This window comes from Pseudomonas sp. AC255, assembly GCF_979258175.1.
The window spans coordinates 572902-599367 of record NZ_OZ409841.1 but is presented as its reverse complement, the minus strand read 5'-3'; the positions used below and the strand labels follow the sequence as shown (position 1 = coordinate 599367).

Genomic DNA, 26466 nt, shown 5'->3' with positions numbered 1-26466 from the left:
TGCCCACACAGACACATCATGAGGATGTGAACAGCATCCTTGTGGCGAGGGGATTCATCCCCGCTCGGCTGCGCAGCAGTCGCAACTTCCTCAGACTCGGTGTGCCTGTAGAAACCGTGGCGGCAGGTTTTGGGGCTGCTTCGCAGCCCAACGGGGATAAATCCCCTCGCCACAGGGAGTCCCCGCATGACTGATAAATCGGCTAGCCACAGGGAGTCCATCGCTCGCACAGACACATCATGAGGATGTGAACAGCATCCTTGTGGCGAGGGGATTTATCCCCGCTCGGCTGCGTAGCAGGCGCAATTTGCTCACATGCGGTGGGCCTGTAGAAACTGTGGTGGCAGGTTTTGGGGCTGCTTTGCAGCCCAGCGGGGATGAATCCCCTCGCCACAGGGAGTCCCCGCATGACTGATGAATCTGCTAGCCACAGGGAGTCCATCGCTCGCACAGACACATCATGGGGATGTGAACAGCCTTTTTGTGGCGAGGGGATTTATCCCCGCTCGGCTGCGTAGCAGGCGCAACTTGCTCACATGCGCTGTGCCTGTAGAAACCGTGCTGGCAGGTTTTGGGGCTGCTTTGCAGCCCAACGGGGATGAATCCCCTCGCCACAGGGAGTCCCTGCATGACTGATAAATCGGCTAGCCACAGGGAGTCCATCGCTCGCACAGACACATCATGGGGATGGGAGCAGCATTTTTGTGGCGAGGGGATTTATCCCCGCTCGGCTGCGCAGCAGGCGCAACTGGCTCACATGCGGTGTGCCTGTAGAAACCGTGCTGGCAGGTTTTGGGGCTGCTTTGCAGCTCAACGGGGATGAATCCCCTCGCCACAGGGAGTCCCTGCATGACTGATGAATCGGCTAGCCGCCTGAATCCCTCACACTGACAACATCCCGGCATGTGAACAGCCTTTTTGTGGCGAGGGGATTTATCCCCGCTCGGCTGCGTAGCAGGCGCAACTGGCTCACATGCGGTGTGCCTGTAGAAACCGTGCTGGCAGGTTTTGGGGTTGCTTCGCGGCCCAGCGGGGATAAATCCCCTCGCCACAGGGAGTCCCTGCAAGACTGATAAATCTGCTAGCCACAGGGAGTCCATCGCTCGCACAGACACATCGTGGGGATGTGAGCAGCATCCTTGTGGCGAGGGGATTTATCCCCGCTCGGCTGCGTAGCAGTCGCAACTTGCTCACATGCCGTGTGCCTGTAAAAACCGTGCTGGCAGGTTTTGGGGCTGCTTTGCAGCCCAACGGGGATGAATCCCCTCGCCACAGTGTTTGTTCCAGTTTTATTCAGACAAAGCACCGCCTCCGCTCTTCACATTTTCTTCACCGGCTCCAACCACCGTCTAAGCTTCAGACAAGTCCGATCAATCTGCGTGAATGGATCAGTCGACTATGGGCGCTTTGTGGCAAACCGATTCGAGTAAAACCGTGGTTCAGACTGAACGTGTGAATGAAGCGCCTGTCCCTGAAAAACCCCGTCGTCAGCGGCACGGGTGGAAGGCTTTCTGGTTGCTGTTTTTGATCATTGCGGTGGTGGTGGGACTCGCCGCGTCCAAGGAAATGCGCACTTCGCGCTTTCAGGCGCGGGAGCTGAGCCAGTACGCCGCTTCGCTGACCTACAAACTGGAACCCGGTCCCAGCGAAGCGATTCGTTATCCGGGCAACGGCCCTTTCGATCTGCGCCTGGGTTACAGCTCTCTGGACGAATTCCTCCCGCGCCTGCTCAAGCGCAATTACGTGATCACCGAGCAGACGCGCTTCTCCCCGCCCTGCTCGGTTACACCGACAAAGGCCTGTTCGTGCCGTATTCGGAAAAGATCCAGGCGGGGTTGTCGATCACCGACTGCCGAGGCGCGCCGCTGTATCGATACAACTATCCGCAGCAACTGTATGCCGACTTCGCGGCGATTCCGCCGGTGGTGGTCAGCAGCCTGCTGTTCATCGAAAACCGCTTTCTCCTCGACCCGAAACAGCCGCTGGCCAACCCGGCGGTGGACTGGCCGCGTTTCGGCATGGCCGCGTGGTCGCAAGTGGCGAAGTTGCTGCACCTGCCCGGGCAATCGGCCGGCGGCAGCACCCTGGCAACGCAACTGGAGAAGTATCGCCACTCGCCCGACGGCCTCACCGTGTCGGGCGCGGAGAAGATCCGCCAGATGATTTCCGCCAGCGTGCGCGCCTATCAGGATGGCCCGCAGACCCTCGGTTCGCGGCAGAACATCGTGCGCGACTACCTCAACAGCGTGCCGCTCTCGGCGGTGCCCGGCCACGGTGAAGTGCACGGCATGGCCGAAGGTTTGCGGGTCTGGTACGGCAGCGATTTCAACAAGGCCAACGAGCAACTGAACAGCCCGAAGACCGACCCGCAGACCATGGCCGCCAAAGGCCTGGCCTTGCGTGAAATGCTCTCGCTGATGATCGCCCAGCGCCGCCCTTCGCATTACCTGACCAAGGGTCGCGACGAATTGGCCAGCCTCACCGACAGCCACCTGCGCCTGCTCAAGCAGAACGGCGTGATCGACAGCGCCCTCGCTGACGCTGCGCTGGCGAGCACCGTGTCGTATCGCGACTGGCAGACCCAGCCAACGATGCAGCCGATTGAAACCAACAAAGGCATCAGCGTCGCCCGCAGCCGCTTGGCGAGCATGCTCAATCGCCCGCTGTACGACCTTGATCGCCTCGACCTGTCGGCCACCAGCACTCTGCAGGGCGATCTGCAAACGCAGGCCACGGCTTATCTGAAAAAACTCGCCGACCCGGCCTATGCCGCGGAAATCGGTCTGCTCGGCGAACGCTTGCTGACGCCGACCAGCACCACGCAAGTGCGTTACAGCTTCACACTGTTCGAACTGACCCCGGACGGCTCGCGGGTGCGCGTGCAGACCGACAGCACCGATCAGCCGTTCGACATCAACGAAGGCAGCAAGCTTGAACTCGGCTCGACGGCGAAAATGCGTGTGCTGACCACGTACCTGCAAATCGTCGCCGAGCTGCACGACAAATACGGCGCGATGGGCGTGGCAGAATTGAAAAAAGTCGAAGTGCCCGATCAGGACCGCCTCAGCCGCTGGGTCATCGACTACCTGATCCAGAACAAGGATCACGACCTGTCGAAGCTGCTCGGCGCCGCGCTGGATCGCAAATACTCGGCCAGCCCCGGCGAGGCGTTTTTTACCGGCGGTGGGCTGCACAGATTCAACAACTTCCGCAAAGAGGACAACGGTCGCCTGCCGACCCTGCGCGATTCGCTGCGCGAGTCGATCAACCTGCCGTTCATCCGGCTGATGCGCGACATCGTCCGCTACACCACCTACTCAGGCCCCAACGGCGAATTGCTCAAGGATGATCGCGATCCGCGCCGTCAGGAATACCTGGCCAGTTTCGCCGACCGCGAAGGCACCTCGTTCCTGCTCAAGTTCTGGAAGAAGTACAAGAACAAGGACACCCAGGCGCGCCTGGAAACCTTCCTCGACAGCATCCGCCCGACGCCGATCCGCATGGCGGCGGTGCATCGCTATCTGCTGCCGGAGGCCAGTCAGGAAGACTTCAACCGTTTCGTGCGCTCGCACCTCAAGGGCACCAAGCTCAACGAAAAACTCACCGACGACCGTCTGATCCGCCTCTACGATTCCTATGGCCCCGGCAGTTACGATTTGCCTGACCAAGGCTTCATCGCCAAGGTGCATCCGCTGGATCTGTGGATGATGGGTTACCTGCTGCATCACCCGGAAGCGACCTTCAGCGAGATCGTCAAGGCCAGCCATTTCGAGCGCCAGGAAGTTTACAGCTGGCTGTTCAAGAGCCGGCACAAGGGTGCGCGAGACAGTCGTATTCGCACCATGCTCGAGATCGAAGCGTTCCTCGACATTCATCAGCGCTGGCAGAAAGTCGGCTACCCGTTCGATCACCTGGTGCCGTCACTGGCCACGGCCATCGGCAGTTCCGGCGACCGTCCCGCCGCGCTCGCCGAGCTGATCGGCACCATCCTCAATGACGGCGTGCGCATGCCGACGCTGCGCATCGACAGCCTGCACTTTGCTGCCGATACGCCGTATGAAACCAGGCTGATCAACGACCCGCACGTGGGCAAACGGGTGATGCCAGTGGAAGTGGCCCGAGCCATGCGCGAGGCGCTGTCGCAAGTGGTCGACGCCGGTACCGCCAAAAGGCTGTCCGGCAGTTTCAAACTGCCCGACGGCACACCGCTGGCCATGGGCGGCAAGACCGGCACCGGCGACAACCGCATTGCGGCGATCGGGTCTGGCGGGCGGATCATCAGTTCGAAGTCGATCAACCGCACGGCGACCTTTGTGTTCTACATCGGCGACCACCATTTCGGCACCCTCACCGCGTTCGTCCCGGGGCGCTCGGCGGAGAACTTCAAGTTCACCTCGGCTCTGCCCACGCAGGTACTCAAAGGCATGGCGCCGATTCTCACGCCGTATCTGCAACCGGGCAGCGACTCACAGTGCCAACCGCCACAGGCGCCCGTGGTGGCATCGGCGCTGCACTGACCGAACATGGCCTGCACGTCGCGCCGAAGGCCATCGGCGCAAATGGTGGTATTCGTGCATTGTTCCGATTCGAATTCTTGTCGCATCGCTGAGGCGATCACACGTTTGGCTCCCGATCTTTGAACTTTTGTTTTGCCCTGCCGCCGGTACGCTGATCATTCCTCAAACAATCAAGGATGATTGGCCATGTCTGACTCCCCTCAGCCTGCCGCTGCCGCCGACAAAGGCCGGCATTACGCGTTCATCGAATCGGCTGTCAGCGCGCCGTTCAAAACTGCAACGCTCAGCCGCAGCCTGGCACTCGCCGCCACGCCACCGAAGCGCGAACCCTGGTACAGCGCACCCGGTACGTATGCGAGCCGACTCGCCGCCGCCAATCTCAAGGCCTGGGACTCGCAGAACAAGGTCGATCATCTGCTGGCCAGGACCGACCTGTACGCCTTCGCCGAGCCGCTGCTCAAAGCAAGGATCAAGCAATGCCATGGCATCGAGCCGGACGTCAGGAAGACCTGGCTGCGCCTGTATATCCCCGCCAGCAGTCCCTGGTATGCAATCGACGTGGTCGACGGTTCGACGACCCGTACGGTCTCACTGCTCGATGCCGCTCTGCACAACTTTGCCGCCAACGAGACGGTCGGTGCAGGCTCGGACTACATCAGCCAGCCTGATGCGCGCGGCCACTTCGACGTCTTGCCGCTCAAAAACCAAATGCCCATCAGCCAGTTCCAGACACTGTGTCGCGACCTCGACCTGGGCGGGCAATATGCCAGGCACTTGCAGGGCTACTTGCTGCCCGGCGAAGCGCTGGCCGAGAGCCTTCTGCAATACAAGATCGGCACCAGCCTCAAAGACGCCCTCGCCGTCGCGGCGCACATCGCCTTGCTCAAGGCAGAGATCCAGTACGACACCTTCAGGATGGTGCTCAGCTTCAGCACAGAGGAAAACCCGCGCTTGCGTCTCAACAACCGTTCGATTCGCTGCAATGACCTGTCCATGCTCGGTACCCGCCTGACCGGCATTCTGTTGCTGATGCATGGCCACCCCGACAGTCGTGGCGTTCGACGCCTGATCGTCTACGTGCCGCACGATCCGGATCATCCACTCAAGGAGTACGAGTCGCTGGCGGCGTTTCGTGAAGAACTGACCCGCCAGTTGCGCGAGGACCGCCTGAGCGCCTCGACCGGGCATACGTACCGGCAATTCTTCAGCCAGTTTGTCGATCAGCAGCAACGTGGGCATTTTTTTGCCGAACTCGAACAGCGGTTGTTCGTCGTCCGCCATCACGAACGCGAGCAGAGCACCGACCAGCGCCCGGTGTGGCGCAAGGACCCGGTGGAAAAGCCCAGGCTGCAATTCACCCGCTTGCCGTTGCAGGGCGATTACTGGCGGCACGTCTATCAGCAGAAACTCAACAAGATCATCAACGATGCGCGGCAAATCGCTGTCTCGACCGCCGATGCCGACAGCAATGCACGCTGGGCATGGTGGGACAACTTCAAGCGGATCGTCTCGGACATCTTCAACGTCGCCCTGCTGATTGCCACGCCCTTTGTGCCTGGTCTGGGCGAGGTGATGATGGCCTATACCGCCTATCAACTGACCAGCGATGTAATTGAAGGCATCGTCGATCTGGCCGAAGGCGTCTGGGAGGAAGCTGCCGGACATGTCATCAGTGTGGTGACCGATGTCATTCAACTGGCGGCGTTCGGCGCCGGCGCGCAGATTGGCGAAACGTTGCGGATAAAACTCTCACCGCAGGTCGATGCCATGCAACAGGTCAAATTGCCCGACGGCAAACCAAGCCTGTGGCATCGCGACCTAAGCCCTTATGCACGCGACGAGCTGAGCCTGGCAGCGCAATCGAAGCCCAATCGTCACGGCCTGCATCAACATGCCAGCGCCAGCGTCCTGCCGCTGGAAGGCAAGCTCTATGTGGTGGAAAAAGCCTCCGCCGATGCCACCAGCAAAACCCACCGGATCAAACATCCGAATCGAGAAAATGCCTACCAGCCAAGGATCGAACACAACGGTCACGGCGCCTGGCTGCATGAAGCAGAATCGCCAGGCGACTGGCCCGACGCCCGGCTGATGCCTCGCCTGGGCCACAGCGTCGAGCGCTTTACGCCTGTGCAACTGGAGGACATCCGGCGCAGCAGCGGCACCAGCCACGATGAACTGCGTCGCATGCACAGCGACAACAGCCCGCCACCGCCGCTGCTGGCCGACACGGTCAGGCGCGTCAGTGCATACGAGGATGTCATCGAGGCTGCGCAGAACCTGCGTAACGGCAAGCCGATCGATACCGATGCGGTATGGCTGGAGCCGATGCTGACCAGCCTGCCGGGCTGGCCGCCGCGACGCGCGCTGGAGGTTTTCGCGCGTCAGGACCTGACCGGCTACTCGCATAAATACGGCAACGCGCTGGCGTCCGAAGCCGACACGTTGCGCATCAGCCAGGCTGATCTCAACGCCGGACATTTGCCCGAGCGGGTCGCCGGGTTCCTGCGCGACGATGAGTTCAATCATCTGCTCGGCCCGATGGTCACTGCCGAGCAACGGGTCGAGGTCCTGCGCAGTCAACTGGCCGACGCGCTCAATGAGCAGCGCAGCGCCGTCGCCCGCCATCTGTACCAGGCCGGGCAGCGCAGCGGCGACGCCGAGATAGCGGTGATCAGACAGTCGTTCCCGGACCTGCCGTTGCCCTTGGCCGAGACGGTTCTGAGCCAGGCTCGCGTCGCCGAACGGCAACGCATCAGCGATGAACAGCACTTGCCGCTACGCCTGAAGAATCAGGCCCGAGAGCTGGATTTCGAGGCGTCGGCCAGTCGCGCGTACGACGGTTTTTACCGGGACGATCTGATGACCGAACAGACCGAACGCCTGGCGCTCAATACGCTGAAAATCCACACCGACACCTTTGCCGACCTGCGCATCGAGGTGTTCGACGGCAGCCCGCACGGTCCGTTGCGCTGCAGTGTCGGGCCGCAAGACGCCAGCACCGTAAGGCAACTGCTGAGGCGTGGCGAAGGCCGTTATGAAGTGCGCGACGCCAAGGGTCAGTTGCTGCATGACAGTAGCGATTTCCACGAAGCCATCCTGCGCGCCGTACCGCTCGAAACGCTGGCGAGTACCGGTTATCAGCGCGGTCAGGGCCGCGCCTTGAAACTGTGGATCATGGAGCAGTGCGCGCCGCCAGCCGAACGCCGTATTGCTTTGGCGCAACCGCCGATCCGAACGGTCGCCCCCCGCGAGACGGAGATTCTTCTACGCGGCTGGCCCTGGGCGGCAAAAACCCCGGAACAGCGGCTCAGACAGTTGTACCCGAAACTCAACGACAGAGAGGTCGCGGGTTTCCTGGCGGCGCTGGAAAAAGAGCAACAGCGAACGCGCCATCGGCGACCTTGAGCGCGAACGCGAAGTGCTCGACAACGCCCTCGACAGCTGGCGCAGCAGTTACACCCCCGTCATTGAAGACAACGGGGAACTGATCGCGCTGCCAACGGATTTCGTCCGCGAGGGCGGCTTGTACATCGAGCAGCAATTGAGGAAGTGCTTCAAACGCGAGAACGAAAGGCCCGGCGCACGCAATCCCCATCCGGAACACGGCTATACGCTGGACCTTTCAGCCGAACTGCCGCTACCGAACCTTGAGTCATGGTGGCGCGACTTGCGACGGCGTCCCGGGATGCAGCAATACTTCGAGCGGATTACCGGACTGAACATCACCAACATTGCGCTTTCAACCACACCGGACAGCCTGCTGGCGAGTTTCCCGAATCTGCGGCAATTGAGCGCCCAACGCTGCGGTTTCAAGGAGGTGCCGGCTGCCCTCGGGAAAATGCATCAGTTGCAGACGCTGGATCTGTCGCACAACAGCATTGAACTGACCTATGACTCAAGCACGCGCCTGAGCAATCTCACCCGCTTGCACAGCCTGAATCTCAATGGCAACAACCTGCGTGTGCCGCCGGATATCGGGCGCATGGAGCAACTGGTCGAACTGAACCTGGTCAATACGCGCATTCGCGATTGGCCGGCAGGATGGCTTGAAGTCGATGGACAGATACGGCAGCGCCCGAAGGGGTTCTACCTGGACATGCGAGACAATCCGCTGGACACCCTGCCCCGGGTCGAACCCGGTAGCGATCAGGCGCGCCTGCTGGCTCGCGCACGGATCAGTGTTGCCAAATTCGACGGTGACCAGTTGCGGCGTCTTGGCGAGTATCGCCAGTCGGTAGGGTTGAGCGTCGTGCCCGGTTATTCATCCGCCGCCGCCGATGAGCTTGATTACTGGAAGTTGATGCCCGCCAATGCGGATCCGTCCCACCCTTCGGCAGCCTTCAGCCGATACCGCGAGCAGTCCTGGCATGACCTGATGGCCGAGCCTGATTCCGCCGGCTTTTTCAGCGTGATCCGCAAGCAACGCGAATCCGCCGATTACGGGACTGACGCGGGGCGGCGGAATTTGACCGCACGGGTCTGGGACATGGTCGACGCGGCGGCGCTCGACGAACATCTGCGCAAAAAGCTCTTCGAGCAGAACGTGTCTGCACAGGATTGCGCTGATCTGGGCCAGCAGCTGTTCAATTCACTGGGGCTCAAAGTCCTGGTGTCCAAGGCCTGGAACGAAACGGCATCGGCCCCGCAGCTGGAAGACAGACTCGTGCGACTGGCGCGCAGCGCAGCGCGCCTTGATCGGGTCAGCGATGAGGCCGCCATGGAGGTCAGTCGCCAGCAACAGCAACACCTGATCGATCCGCGCCTGCCGGCGCCGGACGAAATTCAGATTCATCGGGCGTTCGAAGCGGGCCTGGGCGAGCGTCTGGATTTGCCCTGGCAAGCGGAGGGCATGCCTGTGCAGCCTCGGGCCGGGGTCACCGAGGAAAAGCTCAACGCTGCCTACCAGAGAATCATCCAGCGCGAACAAGGGGATGGCCTGGTCAACGGCATGATCGATCTCTATACCGATCCTTTCTGGGAGGATTACCTGCGCAATACCTATCCTGACCGTTATCAGGAAAATCTGCGCCTGTTCGAAGAAAAATTCCGTCAGCTCGACAGCCAGGTGTTCAGCAGCGACCGGGAGTACAGGAAGCTGGCCGACAAAATCAGCTACGAGCGCAACGAGCTATCCCGCGCCTTGAGTCGCGAAGCCCTAGACAGGGCCGGACTCTGAAACCATCACACGGCATTCGGCGAGCGTTTCAGGCTGGCCGAATCTGCCGACGGACCCTGGTCGTGCTTGCGATACCCACCGCGTAAGACATTCAGGCATCAGCGTCATTGCCGTTTGGCGCGCTGGCGCTGAACAACAGCACGACGTTGCCGCTGTAATGACCGGGGCGGTAGCCACCCGGCGGTTTGATGGGTTCGATTTTCAGCAGCACACGTTTACCGACAGCCGCCTCTTCTTCCGAAAGCACTTGTTGCGGAATGATGTGCGAACTCAGCACGACGTCATTGAACGTCACCCGCAGCTCAATCACTTCACCCGTTGTGCCGGTGTCAATGAATGGCTCGGTGGCCAGACGCGCCTCGATGGCGCTGCTGTCATGCCGCATGTCGAAAGATTTTTCCAGATTGCCCAGGCTGTCCGTGGCATGGTGCCAGGCCAGCACCTGCGGACGGTGAATCCAGTCCGGTTGTGCCGGAATGATGTAGAAGGGTCGGCTGGGAATGGTCAGCGACACTTCGAAGGTGTGCTCCTCCCGGGCGGCCCACGTCACTGCCGCGGTCAACGCGGCGGCGACCGCCAGCAGGGCGGCGGTGCATTGCTTGATCATGTTGGCTACCTGATGCGTGAATGGAAAACCGGCCTAGCGGCTGGCGACTTTCATGGTTTTCTTGTCGCTGCCTTCGATCAGAAAGAAGCGGTACTCACGGCCCTTTTCCTTGTTGAAGGCAAAGGATTTGCCCGCCAGCACATGGTGTTTGGTGGTCGCCCCGCAATCGCTTTCCTTGCTCAGCGAACAGCTCTTGAACTCATCGACGATCACCACGGTATTGCCGTTGTTGCGCAGTTCGTAGCGACCTTCGGTTTCGTTGATCGCCGTGGCGTAACGCGCGTCTCTTGGGCGGACAAAGAAGATCGTGCCAAACCCGGTCATGACGTTGACGCCGGCCGACAACGACTTTTTGTAATCCTCCCGCTCTTCACCGGTGACGACAAAATCGTCTTCCTTTTCCGGCACCACGGGCACGAAGCGCACGCGGAAATAGCGTTCTCGATCCCGTTCGCCCATGTACAGCAAGCGTGTGCCCTGCATGCCTTGCGCCGGGACGATCAGCCGCGCCGGGCTGGCCATCAGGCCGTTGCGCGAGGCGCCATCGGCGGCGTTCTCGACAGCAATTTCCTTGGGCGTGCCGGCGTCGTCGTAAACGATTTCGAGCACATTGATCTTGACGAATGCGGTGGCGTCGCCGCTGTTGAAAACCCGTTTGAGATAGGTGCTCTTGTCGGCTTCCAGATAGTCGTAAACGGTGCCGACATTGATCTGCGGCCCGGCCTGCGCCGTCAGGCAAAAAACGCTGAGCAGGCCCAGCAAAAGACCACGGTTCATCGTGTTGAACTCCATGAACGTTGAGTGAAAGCGGACCGGGACGCTCATACTTCCGAATCCCAGATAATGGTGACGTTGCCGCGCAAACGGTCGTTCTTGCCCGGCCTGAGCAGGAAATCGATTTCTCTCGAGTCCATGTCGAAATGCAGATAGCCAGGCTTGCGCTCCACATACATTCCAGGCTGAAAAGGCGCTGACCAGCGATTGAAATCCAGGGGAATCCGGTTGACCTGACCGCCGCCGGGGCCAATGATGCCCGGCGGCAGACTCATCCTGACTTGAACCCGAGAGCTATCGCCCTTCGGGCTACCCAGGTTGCAGACATTTCCGCCTTGGGAATTGCACAACAACATGACCTTGAAACGCGAAGAGGCCGAAATGTAGAAGACCTGGTCGGCAAATATCCGCGTGGGTTTGCGTCCGCTGTTGATCCATGGCTCCCAGCCACCTACGGGCTCAAGCGTGACCCGAGTGCCGCCGGGGGGCAGGTCGACCTTGAGGGTGTGTTGCACGTCGAGGACGAAATCCAGGGTCAGCGTGGGGTCGTCGGGCTGCAGCAAGAGGCCGCCCAGAACAAAATCGCGGCCGCCTCCCAAGGTGTAAGTAACCGAGCCGGTATATTGCCCGGTAGACATGCCCAACGGATTGGGAGTCCTTAATTCATAAGCAAAATCCATCTTGTCGAAAGCTATTGACGGGAGACGGTAAGCGGCGTTTTTGGAGCAGCCAGCTTGTACCGGGGTCTTCCAGAAGAAGCGATAACTGTCAGGACCATAGGACGCCACACCGCTGTAACGGCAGGGTTCCGGCACATAAACCCAACCGCTGGAGTCCCATAATTTGTCATGCGCTTGAGCGTCGTCTGACACGCCGGTGATGTTGGTCGCGGTATCGCCCAGAATGTACGTGGAGCCGATACCGATGATGCGCACTTCGACGGTTTCGGTTTCCTGCGTTTGCATATTGGTAACTGTCAATTGTCGCCAGTCGGCCGGGGCTTTCACCAGCATCGGTTCACCGCGTGAGATGAAGCGTGTGGAGTCGAACCGTACAGGCATCTCGATGCTGAAAATGTTGTGGTCGGCGCATTGCGCCGGGTAGCTTGCGCAGTAGCCGGTGTTGGGGGTTTTGTTCACGAACAGATTCTTGCCTGGCTGCGTCGGGTCAGGCTGAAACGTCGCACGGATTTCCTGATTGAACCCATGGGCGGTGGACATGGCCAACGCCAGCGTCAGCGCGCAGCCTGCCTGGAAGATTTTCATATGCTCAGCCTGCCTTCATTTCGGTGGTAGTGACGTCGGCGAGGGTGTCTGGGGTGCAACGCAGATCGCCGATCATCAACACGTCGTTTTCGCTGCGGTGGTCGGCCTCGTTCAAGCGGAACTGACACAACAACTGGTTGCCCTGGCGCACTTCCAGGGTGGGTGAACCGGCGTTCATTTCCATCGAGAAGAAACCGTCGACTTCGGTCACGCCACGGCTGGCGTGGTTGATCACGTGGTGGCCCTTGAGCGGCCGCCCGCTTGCATCGACCAGGCGACCGAGCACGGTGAGGGTTTTCATCACGCGAACCTTGCGATACTCGATGCCGCCCTTGTTCAGGTGATAGCGGGTTCGAGCCGGTTCGATGGTGGCGGCCGGTACGGTGTTGCCTTCGAAGTCGAAGCTCACCGAGCTGTTCTGATAAGCGGTGATCGGAATGAAATTGCGCCCCGGCTTCAGCGCGGCACCGCCGCCGCTGTAGTCATCGGCCCGCAGGACGATGTCGTCGATATCCGACTCGACGTCGACGATCATTCCCGCACCGCGCACGTCGCTCTGGCTGGTCAGCAGCATCTTTTCGCCGCCGACCACCAGTGTGCTGTCGAGGTTGAGCCCGCCAGTGAAGTTGCCGTTGTAGGAAGAGCGCTGGACGAAGGCGTCGCCGTTTACCGCGTCGGTGCGGAAATTGGTCAGGCTCGACATGCCCAGGCCGTAAGTGTCGGTAAGCGCCGTCACCGAGACGCTTTGCAGCACGTGATCCTTGAAATCCTTGCGCCAGCCGAGCGAAGCATTGTTGTCGCGTTTGCCGTCGCGGGCCGTGCGTGAACCGATGCTGCCGGTGAGCTGCTGACCGGGAGCGCCCAACGCCAGGTTGATGCTCAGATCGACGCCGCGATTGCGCGCATCGCCACTGCTGAAACTGCCCGGGCGATCAAAGACCGACAGGCGCCAACTGGCATCACTGCCCAGCAATACGGCGCGCTGGGTCCAGCCCAGATCCACGCCCACGCCTTCGACATTGCCTTCGCTGTGCGAGACCCGGGCATTGACCGAACTCTTGCTGCTCAGCCGATGGTTGAGCGCCAGCGACGAATTGCTGGTCTGGCCGACAAACACGTTACGTGGGCGAAAGCGCGTGCCGTCCGGCAGCGTGTCGTAGGTGTTGGTGGTGTCGAGCCAGCTGCGGTTGTGGCTGATCACCAGACTGCCCGCGCCATAGTTGTAAAGGCTTTGCAGGTCCAGACCGGTGCCGTAATCCTCGGTCTTGTAGACATTGGCATACAGGCTGACGTGGTTGGCCAGGGTCCAGTCGATGGAAGTACCGTATTGCAGTTTTTCGCGGATCTGCCGCGCCGACGCGCCGACAATCACCCGTGGGTGCAGCAGGTAATTGACCGCCGCACCGGCGGTGGGACTGCCGCTCGATTGCGTGTCCCAGTTGCTCAGCAGTTTGCTTTCTTCACCGGCAAACACGTTGTAGCGCCAGCGTTCGTCAAGGTTGCGCCAGTTGCTGGGCTTGTACACCAACTCCTGGGTGGTGGAGGTGATCTGGCCGTCTTCGATCAGACGCACTTCCACTTCATAAATACCGCCGGGCAGCGGCCGGGTGTCGAGGGTCTGCAAACCGGCCGGCACCGATTGGGTATTGATCAACAGACCGTCGCGCCAGATCTCCACCGAACCCTGCCGGTTGGCTGTCACGTAGATCGGGTAAACGCTGGGCATCGGGCTGTTGATCGCGAGGCTGTCGGAGCTGCCGTACATGAGGCCGACCGCCGTATCGGGGCTGGTGCCAAACGTGCGCGGCTGGCGCGTCAGTCCTTCGGAATTGGGGGTGAAATAGCCCAGGCGCAAGAAGCTGCCTTGCAGTTCGCGCTGGGTGTGCAGCTCGTGCACGGCGTGGTAGAGCTTGTCGTCGGGGCCACCAAGCCGGGCCAATTGCAGATTCAGCGTCTGGCTCCAGTTGCCCAGGCTTGAACTGGCTTCCAGGCCGAAGCGTCCGCCGAGGTCCTGATCCTGGCCGCCGTTGAGGTTGAGCTGGTTGCGCACCATCAGGCCGCTGCTACCACCGCTCGGTTGCTCGTAATAACGCTTGGCTTGAAGGTCGCGTTCGGCGTTTTCGGTGACGATCGATACCAGCGAACTTTCCAGGTTGTAGTGCACCGCCAGAAACTGGTCGGGGCAGGAACCGCTGCACGCACCTAATGGCACGCCGGGTTTGAGGTAGCTTGCCCATTTTTCCCGTTCAGCGGGGCCGAAGCGGTTTTCGCTGGTGTCGGTGAATTCGAGAAGGGTGATGCGATCATCGCGGGACAACACCACCATGGCCTCACCCAACGGCTGTTGGTCGACTTCGACACGCACCGCCAGAGGCACATCAAAGAAATGCTCCTCGAAATCCGCTGGCAAGCCTTTGGCCTGGGCCAGCAAACTGCGTGGCGTCGTACCGGCGGTGTTGGATGCGACGGCTGCGCTGGCACAAAACAACAGCGCAAGCGCAGCCGCGATGGGTGTCATCGGGAACATGAACTCGTACTCTGATTGACTGACAATGAAAGTCCGTCGGGGCAAACATCACTGCCTGCCCCGTCGGTTGACGCCACTGCTGAAAAGCGAGCGTTTTGGACCTGATCAGTCGATCAGTTGCCGCCAACCGGTGGCACGGCGTCGAAGATCATCGCCACGGAACCGGTGTAGTCACCCGGCTGGAAGTTGCTGCCTTTGGCGGAGATTTTCAGCGGGGCGCGGTAGTTCACATCCGACTCGGATTCACCGACGACCATTTGCGGGGTCAGGGTCAGTTCCTTGTTGTTGAGCATGACCTGCAGGTCGATCGAGGTATTGCCGGCAACCAGTTTCGGCAGGCTTTCCAGGCTGGCGTGAACCGAACCGTTGTTATTGCGCACGTCGAAGAAACCGTTGACGTCGGCCATCTTGCCGGTGGTCGGCTGATAGCTCATGTCCTGGTCCTTGTTGACCAGATCCGGATCGGTCGGCACCACATAGAAACCGTTGGTTGGCACATGAGCGATCAGGCTGATGGAGTGCGACGCTTCGCCCGCAGCGAAGGCAGTGGAGGACATTGCCAGAAGAGCCAGTGGAGCAGCGATTGCGATTTTCTTGAACATCGTTCAGTACCTGTTTGCTTTATATAGGGGGTGTCATTGAAAGTTCACAAACCATTTGCTCATCGACCGCCAGAGCAACTTGAACTTTCAATGGCGGGCATCATCGGCTGTTGCCTCTGGAATGTAAGCAGGCAACTTCCGACAAACTCGTAGTTAAACAACCTCACACCCCGCCAGAAAAAAGAACAAAAAACAGATACTTGCAACATTCGCTGTAAGTTGCGCCCTACACACAGTTACAGGCAAAAAACCATACAGCAACTTAGCCGCTTTAACGCGGTAACTTGCAAGGAATTAGAACATATACTCAAGTACAACTAGAGCGATAACTTTAACTTCAAGGTCACCGCTGTGTTTTATTGATCAAAAAACTTTTTCCGGCTCTTTTTCGCTTTGACCACTCGTCCGTCAAGCTCAGGACAAGGCCAAAAACGTCTTGCGCAACCATTAAGATATATCTTAAGTTGTATCTAAATACGACGAGAGAGAAGCGAAATGAGAGACCATCATTCCCCCCATCGCGAGCACGGCGATGGCCGCGACGGCTTCGAAAAACGCCCCGGTCGCGAACGCGGCGGTCGCGGCCCGCGAGTTTTTGCCCCCGGCGACTTGAAATTGCTGTTGCTGGCGCTGATCGCCGAGCAGCCCTGCCACGGCTACGACCTGATCCGCCAGATCGAAGGCATGTTCGATGGCGCTTACAGCCCGAGCCCCGGGGTGATCTACCCGACCCTGACCTTTCTGGAAGAGAGCGATTTGATTGCCGGTTATGCCGAGGCCGGCAAAAAGCGTTACAGCGTCACCGACGCCGGTCGTTTGTCTTTAAGTGAACAAGCGGTGGCGCTCGACGGCGTACGCATGCGCATTGACGTCAGCAAGCGCTCGCTGCGCGGCCATGATCGTCCGCCGGAAATCCACGAAGCGGTGCACAACCTGCGCCATGCCTTGCAGCTGCACCACGGGCGCTGGAGCGCCGAGGAAATCCTGCGCGTGCGCGACCTGCTCAACGACACCGCCAAAGCCATCGTCGACGGCCCTGCCGTTCAACCTGCCACGGAGAAAGCCGAATGACTGCAGTCGATACTCAAACCATTCACCGCGTGATGCACGAAATCAAACGGCGCAAGCTTGAAGTGCTGCGCGTCACCGACCTGACCCCACGCATGCGCCGCATCACCCTCGGCGGGCCGGAACTGGCCGGGTTCATCAGCCTGGGCACGGACGATCACGTCAAACTGCTGTTCCCGCAGAACGCCGAACAAGCGGCGGCGCTGGAGACGATGCAACTGGGCGCCGGCAAGGACAACGGGCCGATGCCCGAGATGCGCGACTACACGCCGCGTCGTTACGACCTGGAAAAAATGGAGCTGGACATCGATTTCGTCCTGCACGGCGACGGCCCTGCCTCGACCTGGGCCGAGCAGGCACAACCGGGGCAGTTCCTGCACATCGGCGGGCCACGCGGGTCGATGATCGTGCCGGACATCTTTGACAGCTATCTGCTGATCGGCGACGAAACCGCCCTCCCCGCCATCGCCCGCCGCCTCGAACACCTCGCGGCGAATCGCAAGGCGCTGGTGGTGATCGAAGTGGAAAACGGCGCTGAGCAGCAAGTGCTGGAAAGCGCAGCGCCGTTCAATGTGATCTGGGTGCTGCGCGAAGGGGGCAAGGACAACCTGCTGGCTACCGTCAAGCAATTGCAGGTGCCCAAGGGCAATCTGTACGCATGGGTGGCGACCGAAACCAAGGTCTCACGGCAGATCCGCCGGGTACTGATCGATGAGCATGGGCTCGATGAACAGTTCATCAAGGCGGTCGGCTACTGGCGCGCCGAGGGCTCTGAGGAAGAGTGATCTCTTCCTGACCCATATCACCCTTGTGGGAGCGAGCCTGCTCGCGAAGGCATCGGCACAGTCGAAAGATTTGCTGGCTGACGCACCGCATTCGCGAGCAGGCTCGCTCCCACACTGGATCTCAACTTCGTGCGGACAATTTGCGGTCGAGGCCGATAATCAGCACCCCCACCAACACAAACCCCACCAATATCCCCCCGGCATTCGCCAGCACCTGTGGATAACCCAACACCGCCACATCAATGAACGGGTACGCATAGGCGCCGAGCAGATGCCCGCGCAGCAAGGCATAGATGAAGTACACCAGCGGATAGATCAGCCACAGCGGCAGATGCCACAGGCGCAACGTGCCTTTGGGGACGCAGCGCCACCAATAGCCGAGAAACAGCAATGGCATGACGTCGTGGAGCAACTCATCGGCAACAAACTGCCAGCCTTCGGGGTGCCACAAATGCCGTAACAGAATGCTGTAGGCCAGACCGACGACGGCGATACTCACCGCGATTCCACTGCTGACCCACGGCTGCAGGAACCAGCGCCGTGCGGCGGATTCGCGCTCGGTGACCGCGCAGGTCAACACCGTCGCCACCAAGGTGTTGGTCAATATGGTGAAGTAGCTGAAAAAACTCACCAGCCCGCCCAGCAGGCTGGCGCCGATGCTCAATCGTGCGAAGAAGATCAGGTACAGTTGAATCGTCAATCCGGCCCAGCCCAACACGGCCAGGCCGGTGATCAGGCGTCGGCGCCTCGCGCTGTCCATCTCAGAGCGGTCGCTTGGTGCGCATCAGTTTCACGTACAGGCGTTCGACCTTCTCCCGCGCCCACGGAGTTTTACGCAGGAAGGTCAGGCTCGACTTGATGCTCGGATCGCTTTTGAAGCAACGGATGTCGATACGCTCGGCCAGCCCCGACCACTCGTAGTGAGTCACGAGTGCATTGAGGATCTGTTCAAGGGTCACGCCGTGCAGCGGATCGGGGGATTGTTCGTTCATGCCGGGCCTTTGGGCGAAGTGATATGCAGAAGCCGCGCACCTTAGCCGAGGGGCAGAGCAGGTGGAAGGCCTTCCTGCAAATGTAGGCCAACCCGGGAAGATCGCAGGCTGTGGCCCGACTCACAATGCGCCCGTTTGCCGCACTGTTACCAAATCCGAAACGCTGCATGTCTGCAAAAGCGCTTTCTCAATTTGTTACAGATCATTATCCTGCCGCCCTTCCGCTGAAACGCTTCACTGCCTGCGACAATCTGAAGCGTTCGGCCTGCACCTGAAAACATCAAAAAAGACTTCTTCATGCCTGACTTTTCCTTCTCCCGAGACAGCGCTATCTCTGCCCTGCGCACCCTTGGCGGCTGCACCGCCCTCGGCCTTGCCACTTGCGCCCACGCGGCGCCGGCCTTCGACAGTGAATCACCGTATATGCTCGGTGACTGGAACGGCACGCGCACGGAACTTGCGGAAAAAGGCTACGACTTCAAACTCGATTACACCGGCGAAATGGGCAGCAATCTGCACGGCGGCTATGACCACGACCGCACTGCCCGCTACAGCGACCAGTTCGGCCTCGGTACCCATCTGGATCTGCAGAAGATCCTCGGTTGGAACGACGCTGAATTTCAGCTGACCATCACCAAGCGCAGTGGCAACAACATCAGCAACGACCGCATCAACGACCCGCGCGTTGGCGGATTCACTTCCGCCCAGGAAGTCTGGGGTCGTGGCCAGACCACGCGCCTGACGCAGATGTGGTATCAGCAGAAATTCTTCGATCAGAAGCTCGATATCAAGGTCGGCCGTTTCGGCGAAGGCGAAGACTTCAACAACTTCCCTTGCGACTTCCAGAACCTGGCCTTCTGCGGCTCGCAGGTCGGCAACTGGGTCGGCGGCATCTGGTACAACTGGCCGGTCAGCCAATGGGCGCTGCGGGTCAAATATCACCTGACGCCCGAGCTGTATGCGCAGGTCGGCGCCTACGAGCAGAACCCGTCGAACCTCGATCGCGGCAACGGCTTCAAACTCAGCGGCAGCGGCACGCAAGGCGCGATCCTGCCGGTCGAACTGGTGTGGACGCCGAAGCTCAACGGTCTGCCGGGCGAATACCGCGCCGGTTATTACTACAGCAATGCCAAGGCCTCTGACGTCTATAAAGACCGCAATGACCAACCGGCAGCGCTGAGCGGCGAAGCCTATCGCAGTGCCTCGAGCAAGCACGGCGTATGGCTGGGCATTCAGCAGCAGGTCACCAGCATCGCCAGCGACCACTCGCGCGGCTTGAGCCTGTTCGCCAACGCGACGATGCATGACAAGAAAACCAACGCCATCGACAACTACGTGCAGGCCGGCCTGACCTACAAAGGCCCGTTCGACGCCCGCGCCAAAGATGACATCGGTTTCGCCCTCGCTCGTGTGCACGTCAACCCGGCCTATCGCAAGAACGCCGAGGCGAGCAACCGCGCCAACGCCGTCTACGACTACGACAATCCGGCGTTCCTGCCACCGCAGGACACCGAATACAGCGCCGAGCTGTATTACGGCGTGCACGTGACCAACTGGCTGACCGTGCGCCCCAACCTGCAATACATCCGCCATCCCGGTGGCGTGAACGACGTCGACGACGCCCTGATCGGCGGGATCAAGATCCAGTCGTCGTTCTAAAAAACGCCACAAGGCCCTGTGGGAGCTGGCTTGCCAGCGATAGCAATCTGTCTGGCGCTTTCAGTGTTGGATGTGCAATCGCCATCGCTGGCAAGCCAGCTCCCACAGGGATCCATGAAATTCGATAGCCGAACAAGTTTTTATCTGAACCATGCCTGCGCCAGATCGTCATCTAAAGTGACTACAGCGCGGGACTACATAAACGTCACGGAGAATCACACTATGAGCACCGAAAGTGCTTCGAGTCGGGGCCGTCTGCTACCGGGCCTGCTCGGCATCCTGCTTCTACTGATGGGCCTGGCCATGCTGGCCGGGGAGTCAAGCTGAGCATGCTCGGCGGCTCGCTTTACTATCTGCTGGCCGGTATCGGCATCGCGCTGAGCGGCATTCTGCTGCTGATGCGCCGCCGCGCGGCACTGGGCCTGTACGCCATCGTGCTGTTTGCCAGCACGGTATGGGCATTGTGGGAAGTCGGTCTGGACTGGTGGCAACTGGTGCCGCGTCTGGCGCTGTGGTTTGTCCTCGGTTTCGTGATGCTGCTGCCGTGGTTCCGTCGTCCGCTGCTGCTCAACGGCCCGGCGAAAATCGGCACTGGCGGCCTGACCGTGGCGGTGATCCTGGCCGGCGTTACCGCTCTGGCCAGCCTCTTCACCCACCCGGGCGAAACCTTCGGCGAACTAGGCCGCGACAGCGCGGACATGACCAGCACCGCACCGGCCATGCCGGATGGCGACTGGCAAGCGTACGGTCGCACCGAGTTCGGTGACCGCTACTCGCCGCTCAAGCAGATCACCCCGGAAAATGTCGGCAAGCTGCAAGAAGCCTGGCGCATCCAGACCGGCGACCTGCCAACTGCGGATGACCCGGTCGAGCTGACCAACGAAAACACCCCGCTCAAAGCCAACGGCATGGTCTACGCCTGCACCGCGCACAGCAAAGTGCTGGCACTGGACCCGGACACCGGCAAGGAAATCTGGCGCTTCGATCCACAGATCAAGAGCCCGGTCGGCTTCAAGGGCTTCGCCCACATGACCTGCCGTGGCGTGTCGTACTACGACGAAGCCGCCTATGCCAAGTCTGAAAACGCCGGTTCCGCTGTTATCTCCGAAGCCGGCCAGGCCGTTGCTCAGGCCTGCCCGCGTCGCCTGTACCTGCCAACTGCTGATGCCCGCCTGATCGCACTGAACGCCGACACCGGCAAGATCTGCGAAGGCTTCGGCACCAACGGCGTGGTCGACCTGACCCAAGGCATCGGCCCGTTCACCGCCGGCGGCTACTACTCCACCTCGCCAGCAGCGATTACCCGTGATCTGGTGATCATGGGCGGTCACGTCACCGACAACGAGTCGACCAACGAGCCATCGGGCGTGATCCGCGCCTTCGACGTGCGCGATGGGCACCTGGTGTGGAACTGGGACAGCGACAAGCCGGACGCCACCGAGCCATTGGCCCCGGGCGAAACCTACAGCCGCAACTCGGCGAACATGTGGTCGCTGGCCAGCGTCGATGAAAAACTCGGCATGGTCTACCTGCCACTGGGCAACCAGACTCCTGACCAATGGGGCGGCAATCGCACCCCGGGCGCCGAGAAATTCAGCGCCGGCCTCGTCGCGTTGGACCTGGCTACCGGTAAAGTGCGCTGGAACTACCAGTTCACCCACCACGACCTGTGGGACATGGACGTGGGCAGCCAGCCAACCCTGCTCGACATGAAAACCGCTGACGGCGTGAAACCTGCGCTGATCGCTCCGACCAAACAGGGCAGCCTGTACGTCCTCGACCGTCGTGACGGCACGCCGATCATTCCGATCAAGGAAATCCCGGTTCCGCAAGGCGCCGTGAAAGGCGACCACACCGCACCGACCCAGGCCCGTTCGGACCTCAACCTGCTGGCCCCGGAACTGACCGAAAAAGCCATGTGGGGCGCCAGCCCGTTCGACCAGATGCTGTGCCGCATCCAGTTCAAGGAACTGCGTTACGAAGGTCAGTACACCCCGCCATCGGAACAGGGCAGCCTGATCTATCCGGGTAACGTCGGCGTGTTCAACTGGGGCGGCGTCTCGGTCGACCCGGTTCGCCAACTGCTGTTCACCAGCCCGAACTACATGGCCTTCGTCTCGAAAATGGTGCCACGCGAGCAAGTCGAAGCCGGCAGCAAGCGCGAGAGCGAAACCTCGGGCGTGCAGCCAAACACTGGCGCGCCATACGCGGTGATCATGCACCCGTTCATGTCGCCACTCGGCGTACCGTGCCAGGCCCCGGCCTGGGGCTACGTCGCCGGTATCGACCTGACCACCGGCAAAGTCGTGTGGAAACGCAAGAACGGCACCAGCCGCGACAGCTCGCCAATCCCGATCGGCTTCACCCTCGGCGTACCGAGCATGGGCGGTTCGATGGTCACTGCCGGCGGCGTCGGCTTCCTCAGCGGCACCCTCGACCAGTACCTGCGCGCCTATGACGTGAATACCGGTAAAGAACTGTGGAAATCGCGCCTGCCAGCAGGCGGCCAAGCGACTCCGATGACCTACACCGGCAAGGACGGCAAGCAATACGTGCTGCTCGTTGTTGGCGGTCACGGCTCGCTGGGCACCAAGATGGGTGACTACATCATTGCGTACAAACTGCCGGAATAAGCGGTAGCGGCGGTAAAAGAAGGCGCCACCCTGTGAGGGGTGGCGCCTTTTTGCATGGAGGCGTGCCCAACATGCTCCATTCGCACCAAGGTGTATGGCATCAATGAAGTCTGTCCACTTCGCCTTGGGCAATTCGGTGCTTTCAAGAAAAAATCAAAAGATCGCAACCTTCGAACGCTTGTCGTCAGCGTGACCCGACAGAATCAAAAGGCTTTTCCTCCATTTGCCATCCGTTGCAACCGATCGATGATCAGTTGCTCGGCATGCTTGCGGGTTTCCAGCAACAAACTCTTTTCCGTTTCGCTGTAGATCACCTGGAAACGCAAACCCGGCGTGTCGGAAGAATATTCGCGAATGATGAAATCCCTGTATTTCGTATCGGTATGACTCATGGTTCGATTCCTTGACGTTGATAAATTCTCGAACACCTCTCTGTCGTTCGAGATTGAACCGCAATCTTCGGCCGATTGAGTCAGTTGTCTACTGTCAGAAATTACAGGGACTCAAGGCCAGTTCGAAATAAGCCGAACGGAACCCATCAAAACTCCATTTAATAGTTAAAGCTAACCAACACTCGCGTTTTTCGCTAGTTATGCACAGACATTGTTAGATTCCACTAGGCATCCGTGCCGACCTGAAGGATCTTGCCACCGGCCCAACGGCCGCCAAGGTTAACAAGGTGAAAAACTTTGCAAACCTGAACACACAAGCAGAAACACACCCGCCCCATTGAAACCACCCCACCCCTGCCCCATCTAACACCCCATACCCCATTGCGCAGGTGCCCCATGACCGACCAGCAAGATCGCCCGGACAACCACGACGATTACGAAAACGACCACATCGAACACACCTCCTCCGGCACCGGCCTGGCGCTGCCCGGGCAAAACCTGCCGGACAAGGTCTACATCATTCCGATCCACAACCGTCCGTTCTTCCCGGCCCAGGTCCTGCCGGTCATCGTCAACGAAGAACCGTGGGCCGAAACCCTCGAACTGGTCAGCAAATCCGAACACCACTCCCTGGCCCTGTTCTTCATGGACACGCCCCAGGAAGACCCGCGCCACTTCGACACCGGCGCCCTCCCCGAATACGGCACGCTGGTCAAGGTGCACCACGCCAGCCGCGAAAACGGCAAACTGCAATTCGTCGCCCAGGGCCTGAGCCGCGTGCGCATCAAGACCTGGCTCAAGCACCATCGCCCGCCGTACCTGGTCGAAGTCGAATACCCGCACCAGCCCACCGAGCCGACCGACGAGGTCAAGGCCTATGGCATGGCGCTGATCAATGCGATCAAGGAATTGTTGCCGCTCAACCCGCTGTACAGCGAAGAGCTGAAGAACTACCTCAACCGCTTCAGCCCCAACGACCCGTCGCCGCTGACCGACTTCGCCGCCGCGCTGACCTCCGCCACCGGCCCCGAGCTGCAAGAAGTGCTCGACTGCGTGCCGATGCTCAAGCGCATGGAAAAAGTCCTGCCGATGCTGCGCAAGGAAGTCGAAGTCGCGCGCCTGCAGAAAGAGATTTCCGCCGAAGTCAACCGCAAGATCGGCGAGCATCAGCGTGAGTTCTTCCTCAAGGAGCAACTCAAGGTCATCCAGCAGGAACTTGGCCTGACCAAGGACGACCGCAGCGCCGACCTCGAACAGTTCCAGCAGCGCCTCGAAGGCAAAACCCTGCCGGCGCTAGTGCAGAAGCGCCTCGAGGAAGAAACCCACAAACTGTCGATCCTCGAAACCGGCTCGCCGGAGTACGCGGTCACACGCAATTATCTGGACTGGGCAACATCAGTGCCGTGGGGCGTGTACGGCGAGGACAAACTCGACCTCAAGCACGCACGCAAAATCCTCGACAAGCACCATGCGGGTCTGGACGACATCAAGGATCGCATCCTCGAATTCCTCGCCGTTGGAGCTTACAAAGGCGAGATCAGCGGCTCGATCGTGTTGCTGGTCGGCCCACCGGGCGTGGGTAAAACCAGCGTCGGCAAATCCATCGCCGAATCCCTCGGGCGGCCGTTCTACCGCTTCAGCGTCGGCGGCATGCGCGACGAGGCCGAAATCAAGGGCCACCGCCGCACCTACATCGGCGCCCAACCGGGCAAACTGGTGCAGGCGTTGAAAGACGTCGAAGTGATGAACCCGGTGATCATGCTCGACGAGATCGACAAGATGGGCCAGAGCTACCAGGGTGACCCGGCCTCGGCGCTACTGGAAACTCTCGACCCTGAGCAGAACGTCGAATTTCTCGATCATTACCTCGACCTGCGCATGGACTTGTCGAAAGTCCTGTTCGTCTGCACCGCCAATACCCTGGATTCAATTCCCGGCCCACTGCTGGACCGGATGGAAGTGATTCGCCTGTCCGGCTACATCACCGAAGAAAAAGTCGCCATCGCCAAGCGTCACCTGTGGCCGAAACTGCTGGAAAAGGCCGGCGTATCGAAAGGCAGCCTGAGCATCAGCGACAGCGCGCTCAAAGCACTGATCGATGGCTATGCCCGCGAAGCCGGCGTGCGACAGCTGGAAAAGCAGATGGGCAAACTGGTGCGCAAAGCGGTGATGAAGCTGATCGACGATCCGAAAGCGGTGATCAAACTCGGGCCGAAAGACCTCGAAGCCTCGCTGGGCCATCCGGTGTTCCGCAATGAGCAAGTGCTGTCCGGCACCGGCGTGATTACCGGTCTGGCCTGGACCAGCATGGGCGGCGCGACCTTGCCGATCGAGGCCACGCGGATTCATACGCTCAACCGGGGCTTCAAGCTCACCGGGCAATTGGGCGATGTGATGAAGGAATCGGCGGAGATCGCCTACAGCTACGTCAGCTCGCACCTCAAGCAATTTGGTGGTGATGCGAAGTTCTTCGACGAAGCCTTCGTCCACCTGCATGTACCGGAAGGCGCAACGCCGAAGGACGGCCCGAGCGCTGGCGTGACCATGGCCAGCGCCCTGCTCTCGCTTGCACGTAATCAGCCGCCGAAAAAAGGCGTGGCGATGACTGGCGAACTGACCCTGACCGGGCATGTATTGCCGATCGGCGGCGTGCGCGAAAAGGTGATCGCAGCGCGCCGGCAGAAGATTTTCGAATTGATTCTGCCGGAGCCGAACCGGGGTAATTTCGACGAGTTGCCGGATTATCTGAAGGAAGGGATAACCGTGCACTTTGCCAAGCGGTTTGCGGACGTGGCGAAGGTGCTCTTCTGACAATCATGTAGTGCCTGATGTACCGCTATCGCTGGCAAGCCAGCTCCCACAATGTTCAATGTGCCCACAAATCTTGTGGTCAACCGAGAAACCTGTGGGAGCTGGCTTGCCAGCGATGGCTTCAGTGCTGCCAACACGGAACTCCCTGACCGTCACACTTTGTCCCATCTTCAGTTATGCTCGCCGTTCGTCGTAACCGCCGGAGCTGCTGACCTCATGTCCCCCATTCGCCTGTTTTCCCCCTCGCCCTTTCCTTGCTGGCGGCCTGCGCCACGCAACCGAAACACAACGTGACTGTGGAAAAACAAAGCGAATGTCCCGTGCGACTCAACATCGGGCAAAACCTGATCATCAGCCTGCCAAGCAACCCGACCACCGGCTACCGCTGGGCGATTCAGGATTCAGCTGGCGGCGTGTTGCGCGCCCTCAGCCCCGAGGTTTACAGCAATCCGGAAGATGCCGGCGTGGTTGGCGCAGCGGGGGTTTCGACCTGGCGCTTCCAGGCCTTCGCAGCAGGCACCGGGCGTTTGCGCCTGACCTCGCAACAACCGTGGGCACCGGAAGTGCTGCCTGTTGAGACCTTCGACTGCGCCATTTCGGTGAACTGACTGCAGCTTCTTCGCGAGCAGGCTCGCTCCGATAGATCACCGCGCCCCCT

General features: G+C 60.3%; 14 protein-coding genes and 3 pseudogenes. 9 read left to right on the top strand and 8 right to left on the bottom strand.

All coding sequences use genetic code 11. From position 1 onward, the window contains the following. Positions 1-1398 precede the first annotated feature (1398 nt). The 3 genes and pseudogenes from ACZZ0K_RS02875 to ACZZ0K_RS02865 all read left to right on the top strand — a co-directional run bounded on the left by ACZZ0K_RS02875 (position 1399) and on the right by ACZZ0K_RS02865 (position 9693). Positions 1399-4517 (top strand): annotated as a pseudogene (locus ACZZ0K_RS02875) (transglycosylase domain-containing protein). A 186-nt stretch (positions 4518-4703) separates the two neighbouring features. Continuing rightward, positions 4704-7922 carry a dermonecrotic toxin domain-containing protein gene (locus tag ACZZ0K_RS02870; RefSeq protein WP_463558962.1) on the top strand — a complete coding sequence of 1073 codons (3219 nt, stop codon included), beginning with the start codon at positions 4704-4706 and terminating at the stop codon, positions 7920-7922. 13 nt (positions 7923-7935) lie between these two features. Beyond that, entirely contained in the window at positions 7936-9693 is a 1758-nt protein-coding gene (locus ACZZ0K_RS02865; RefSeq protein ID WP_463558961.1) for an NEL-type E3 ubiquitin ligase domain-containing protein, read from the top strand. 91 nt (positions 9694-9784) lie between these two features. On the opposite strand, the gene ACZZ0K_RS02860 is transcribed toward ACZZ0K_RS02865, so the two are convergent. The 5 genes from ACZZ0K_RS02860 to ACZZ0K_RS02840 form a co-directional block, all read right to left on the bottom strand. Next, the gene (locus tag ACZZ0K_RS02860) at positions 9785-10300 is read right to left on the bottom strand and encodes a CS1 type fimbrial major subunit (protein ID WP_150741882.1); all 516 of its coding nucleotides are present in this window, start codon (positions 10298-10300) and stop codon (positions 9785-9787) included. A gap of 33 nt (positions 10301-10333) precedes the next feature. Next, positions 10334-11077 carry a molecular chaperone gene (locus tag ACZZ0K_RS02855; protein ID WP_252878835.1) on the bottom strand — a complete coding sequence of 248 codons (744 nt, stop codon included), beginning with the start codon at positions 11075-11077 and terminating at the stop codon, positions 10334-10336. Positions 11078-11121: 44 nt separating this feature from the next. After that, on the bottom strand, positions 11122-12339 hold the full coding sequence (locus ACZZ0K_RS02850; RefSeq protein WP_252884786.1) for a hypothetical protein: 1218 nt from the start codon (positions 12337-12339) through the stop codon (positions 11122-11124). Positions 12340-12343: 4 nt separating this feature from the next. Further along, on the bottom strand, positions 12344-14866 hold the full coding sequence (locus tag ACZZ0K_RS02845; protein ID WP_258707150.1) for a TcfC E-set like domain-containing protein: 2523 nt from the start codon (positions 14864-14866) through the stop codon (positions 12344-12346). Between the two features lie 113 nt (positions 14867-14979). Continuing rightward, on the bottom strand, positions 14980-15468 hold the full coding sequence (locus ACZZ0K_RS02840) for a CS1 type fimbrial major subunit (protein ID WP_041479903.1): 489 nt from the start codon (positions 15466-15468) through the stop codon (positions 14980-14982). A 495-nt stretch (positions 15469-15963) separates the two neighbouring features. Here ACZZ0K_RS02840 and ACZZ0K_RS02835 point away from each other — a divergent pair, with 495 nt between their 5' ends. Beyond that, complete coding sequence (locus ACZZ0K_RS02835; protein WP_463558960.1) at positions 15964-16539, top strand: PadR family transcriptional regulator; 576 nt, start codon at positions 15964-15966, stop codon at positions 16537-16539. Further along, positions 16536-17321, top strand: a complete 786-nt coding sequence (locus ACZZ0K_RS02830; protein WP_056790103.1) for a siderophore-interacting protein — start codon at positions 16536-16538, stop codon at positions 17319-17321. Before ACZZ0K_RS02835 ends, ACZZ0K_RS02830 begins: the two co-directional genes overlap by 4 nt. 121 nt (positions 17322-17442) lie before the next feature. On the opposite strand, the gene ACZZ0K_RS02825 is transcribed toward ACZZ0K_RS02830, so the two are convergent. Both ACZZ0K_RS02825 and ACZZ0K_RS02820 read right to left on the bottom strand, forming a co-directional pair. Further along, positions 17443-18081 carry a Pr6Pr family membrane protein gene (locus ACZZ0K_RS02825; protein ID WP_095181724.1) on the bottom strand — a complete coding sequence of 213 codons (639 nt, stop codon included), beginning with the start codon at positions 18079-18081 and terminating at the stop codon, positions 17443-17445. A 1-nt stretch (position 18082) separates the two neighbouring features. Then, positions 18083-18313 (bottom strand): VF530 family protein, encoded by a 231-nt coding sequence (locus tag ACZZ0K_RS02820; RefSeq protein ID WP_016773359.1) that lies wholly within the window; start codon positions 18311-18313, stop codon positions 18083-18085. Positions 18314-18610: 297 nt separating this feature from the next. On the opposite strand from ACZZ0K_RS02820, the gene ACZZ0K_RS02815 reads away from it, so the two are divergent. Both ACZZ0K_RS02815 and ACZZ0K_RS02810 read left to right on the top strand, forming a co-directional pair. Further along, positions 18611-19972 carry a carbohydrate porin gene (locus ACZZ0K_RS02815; RefSeq protein ID WP_463558959.1) on the top strand — a complete coding sequence of 454 codons (1362 nt, stop codon included), beginning with the start codon at positions 18611-18613 and terminating at the stop codon, positions 19970-19972. A 222-nt stretch (positions 19973-20194) separates the two neighbouring features. After that, a pseudogene (locus ACZZ0K_RS02810) lies at positions 20195-22605 on the top strand (glucose/quinate/shikimate family membrane-bound PQQ-dependent dehydrogenase). Between the two features lie 203 nt (positions 22606-22808). Here the strand turns inward: ACZZ0K_RS02810 and ACZZ0K_RS02805 are convergent. Next, the gene (locus tag ACZZ0K_RS02805) at positions 22809-22997 is read right to left on the bottom strand and encodes a hypothetical protein (protein ID WP_150638598.1); all 189 of its coding nucleotides are present in this window, start codon (positions 22995-22997) and stop codon (positions 22809-22811) included. A gap of 396 nt (positions 22998-23393) precedes the next feature. On the opposite strand from ACZZ0K_RS02805, the gene lon reads away from it, so the two are divergent. Both lon and ACZZ0K_RS02795 read left to right on the top strand, forming a co-directional pair. Further along, positions 23394-25808 (top strand): endopeptidase La, encoded by a 2415-nt coding sequence (lon, locus tag ACZZ0K_RS02800; protein ID WP_463558958.1) that lies wholly within the window; start codon positions 23394-23396, stop codon positions 25806-25808. Between the two features lie 216 nt (positions 25809-26024). Continuing rightward, positions 26025-26416 (top strand): annotated as a pseudogene (locus tag ACZZ0K_RS02795) (protease inhibitor I42 family protein). The last annotated feature ends 50 nt before the right edge of the window (positions 26417-26466 follow it).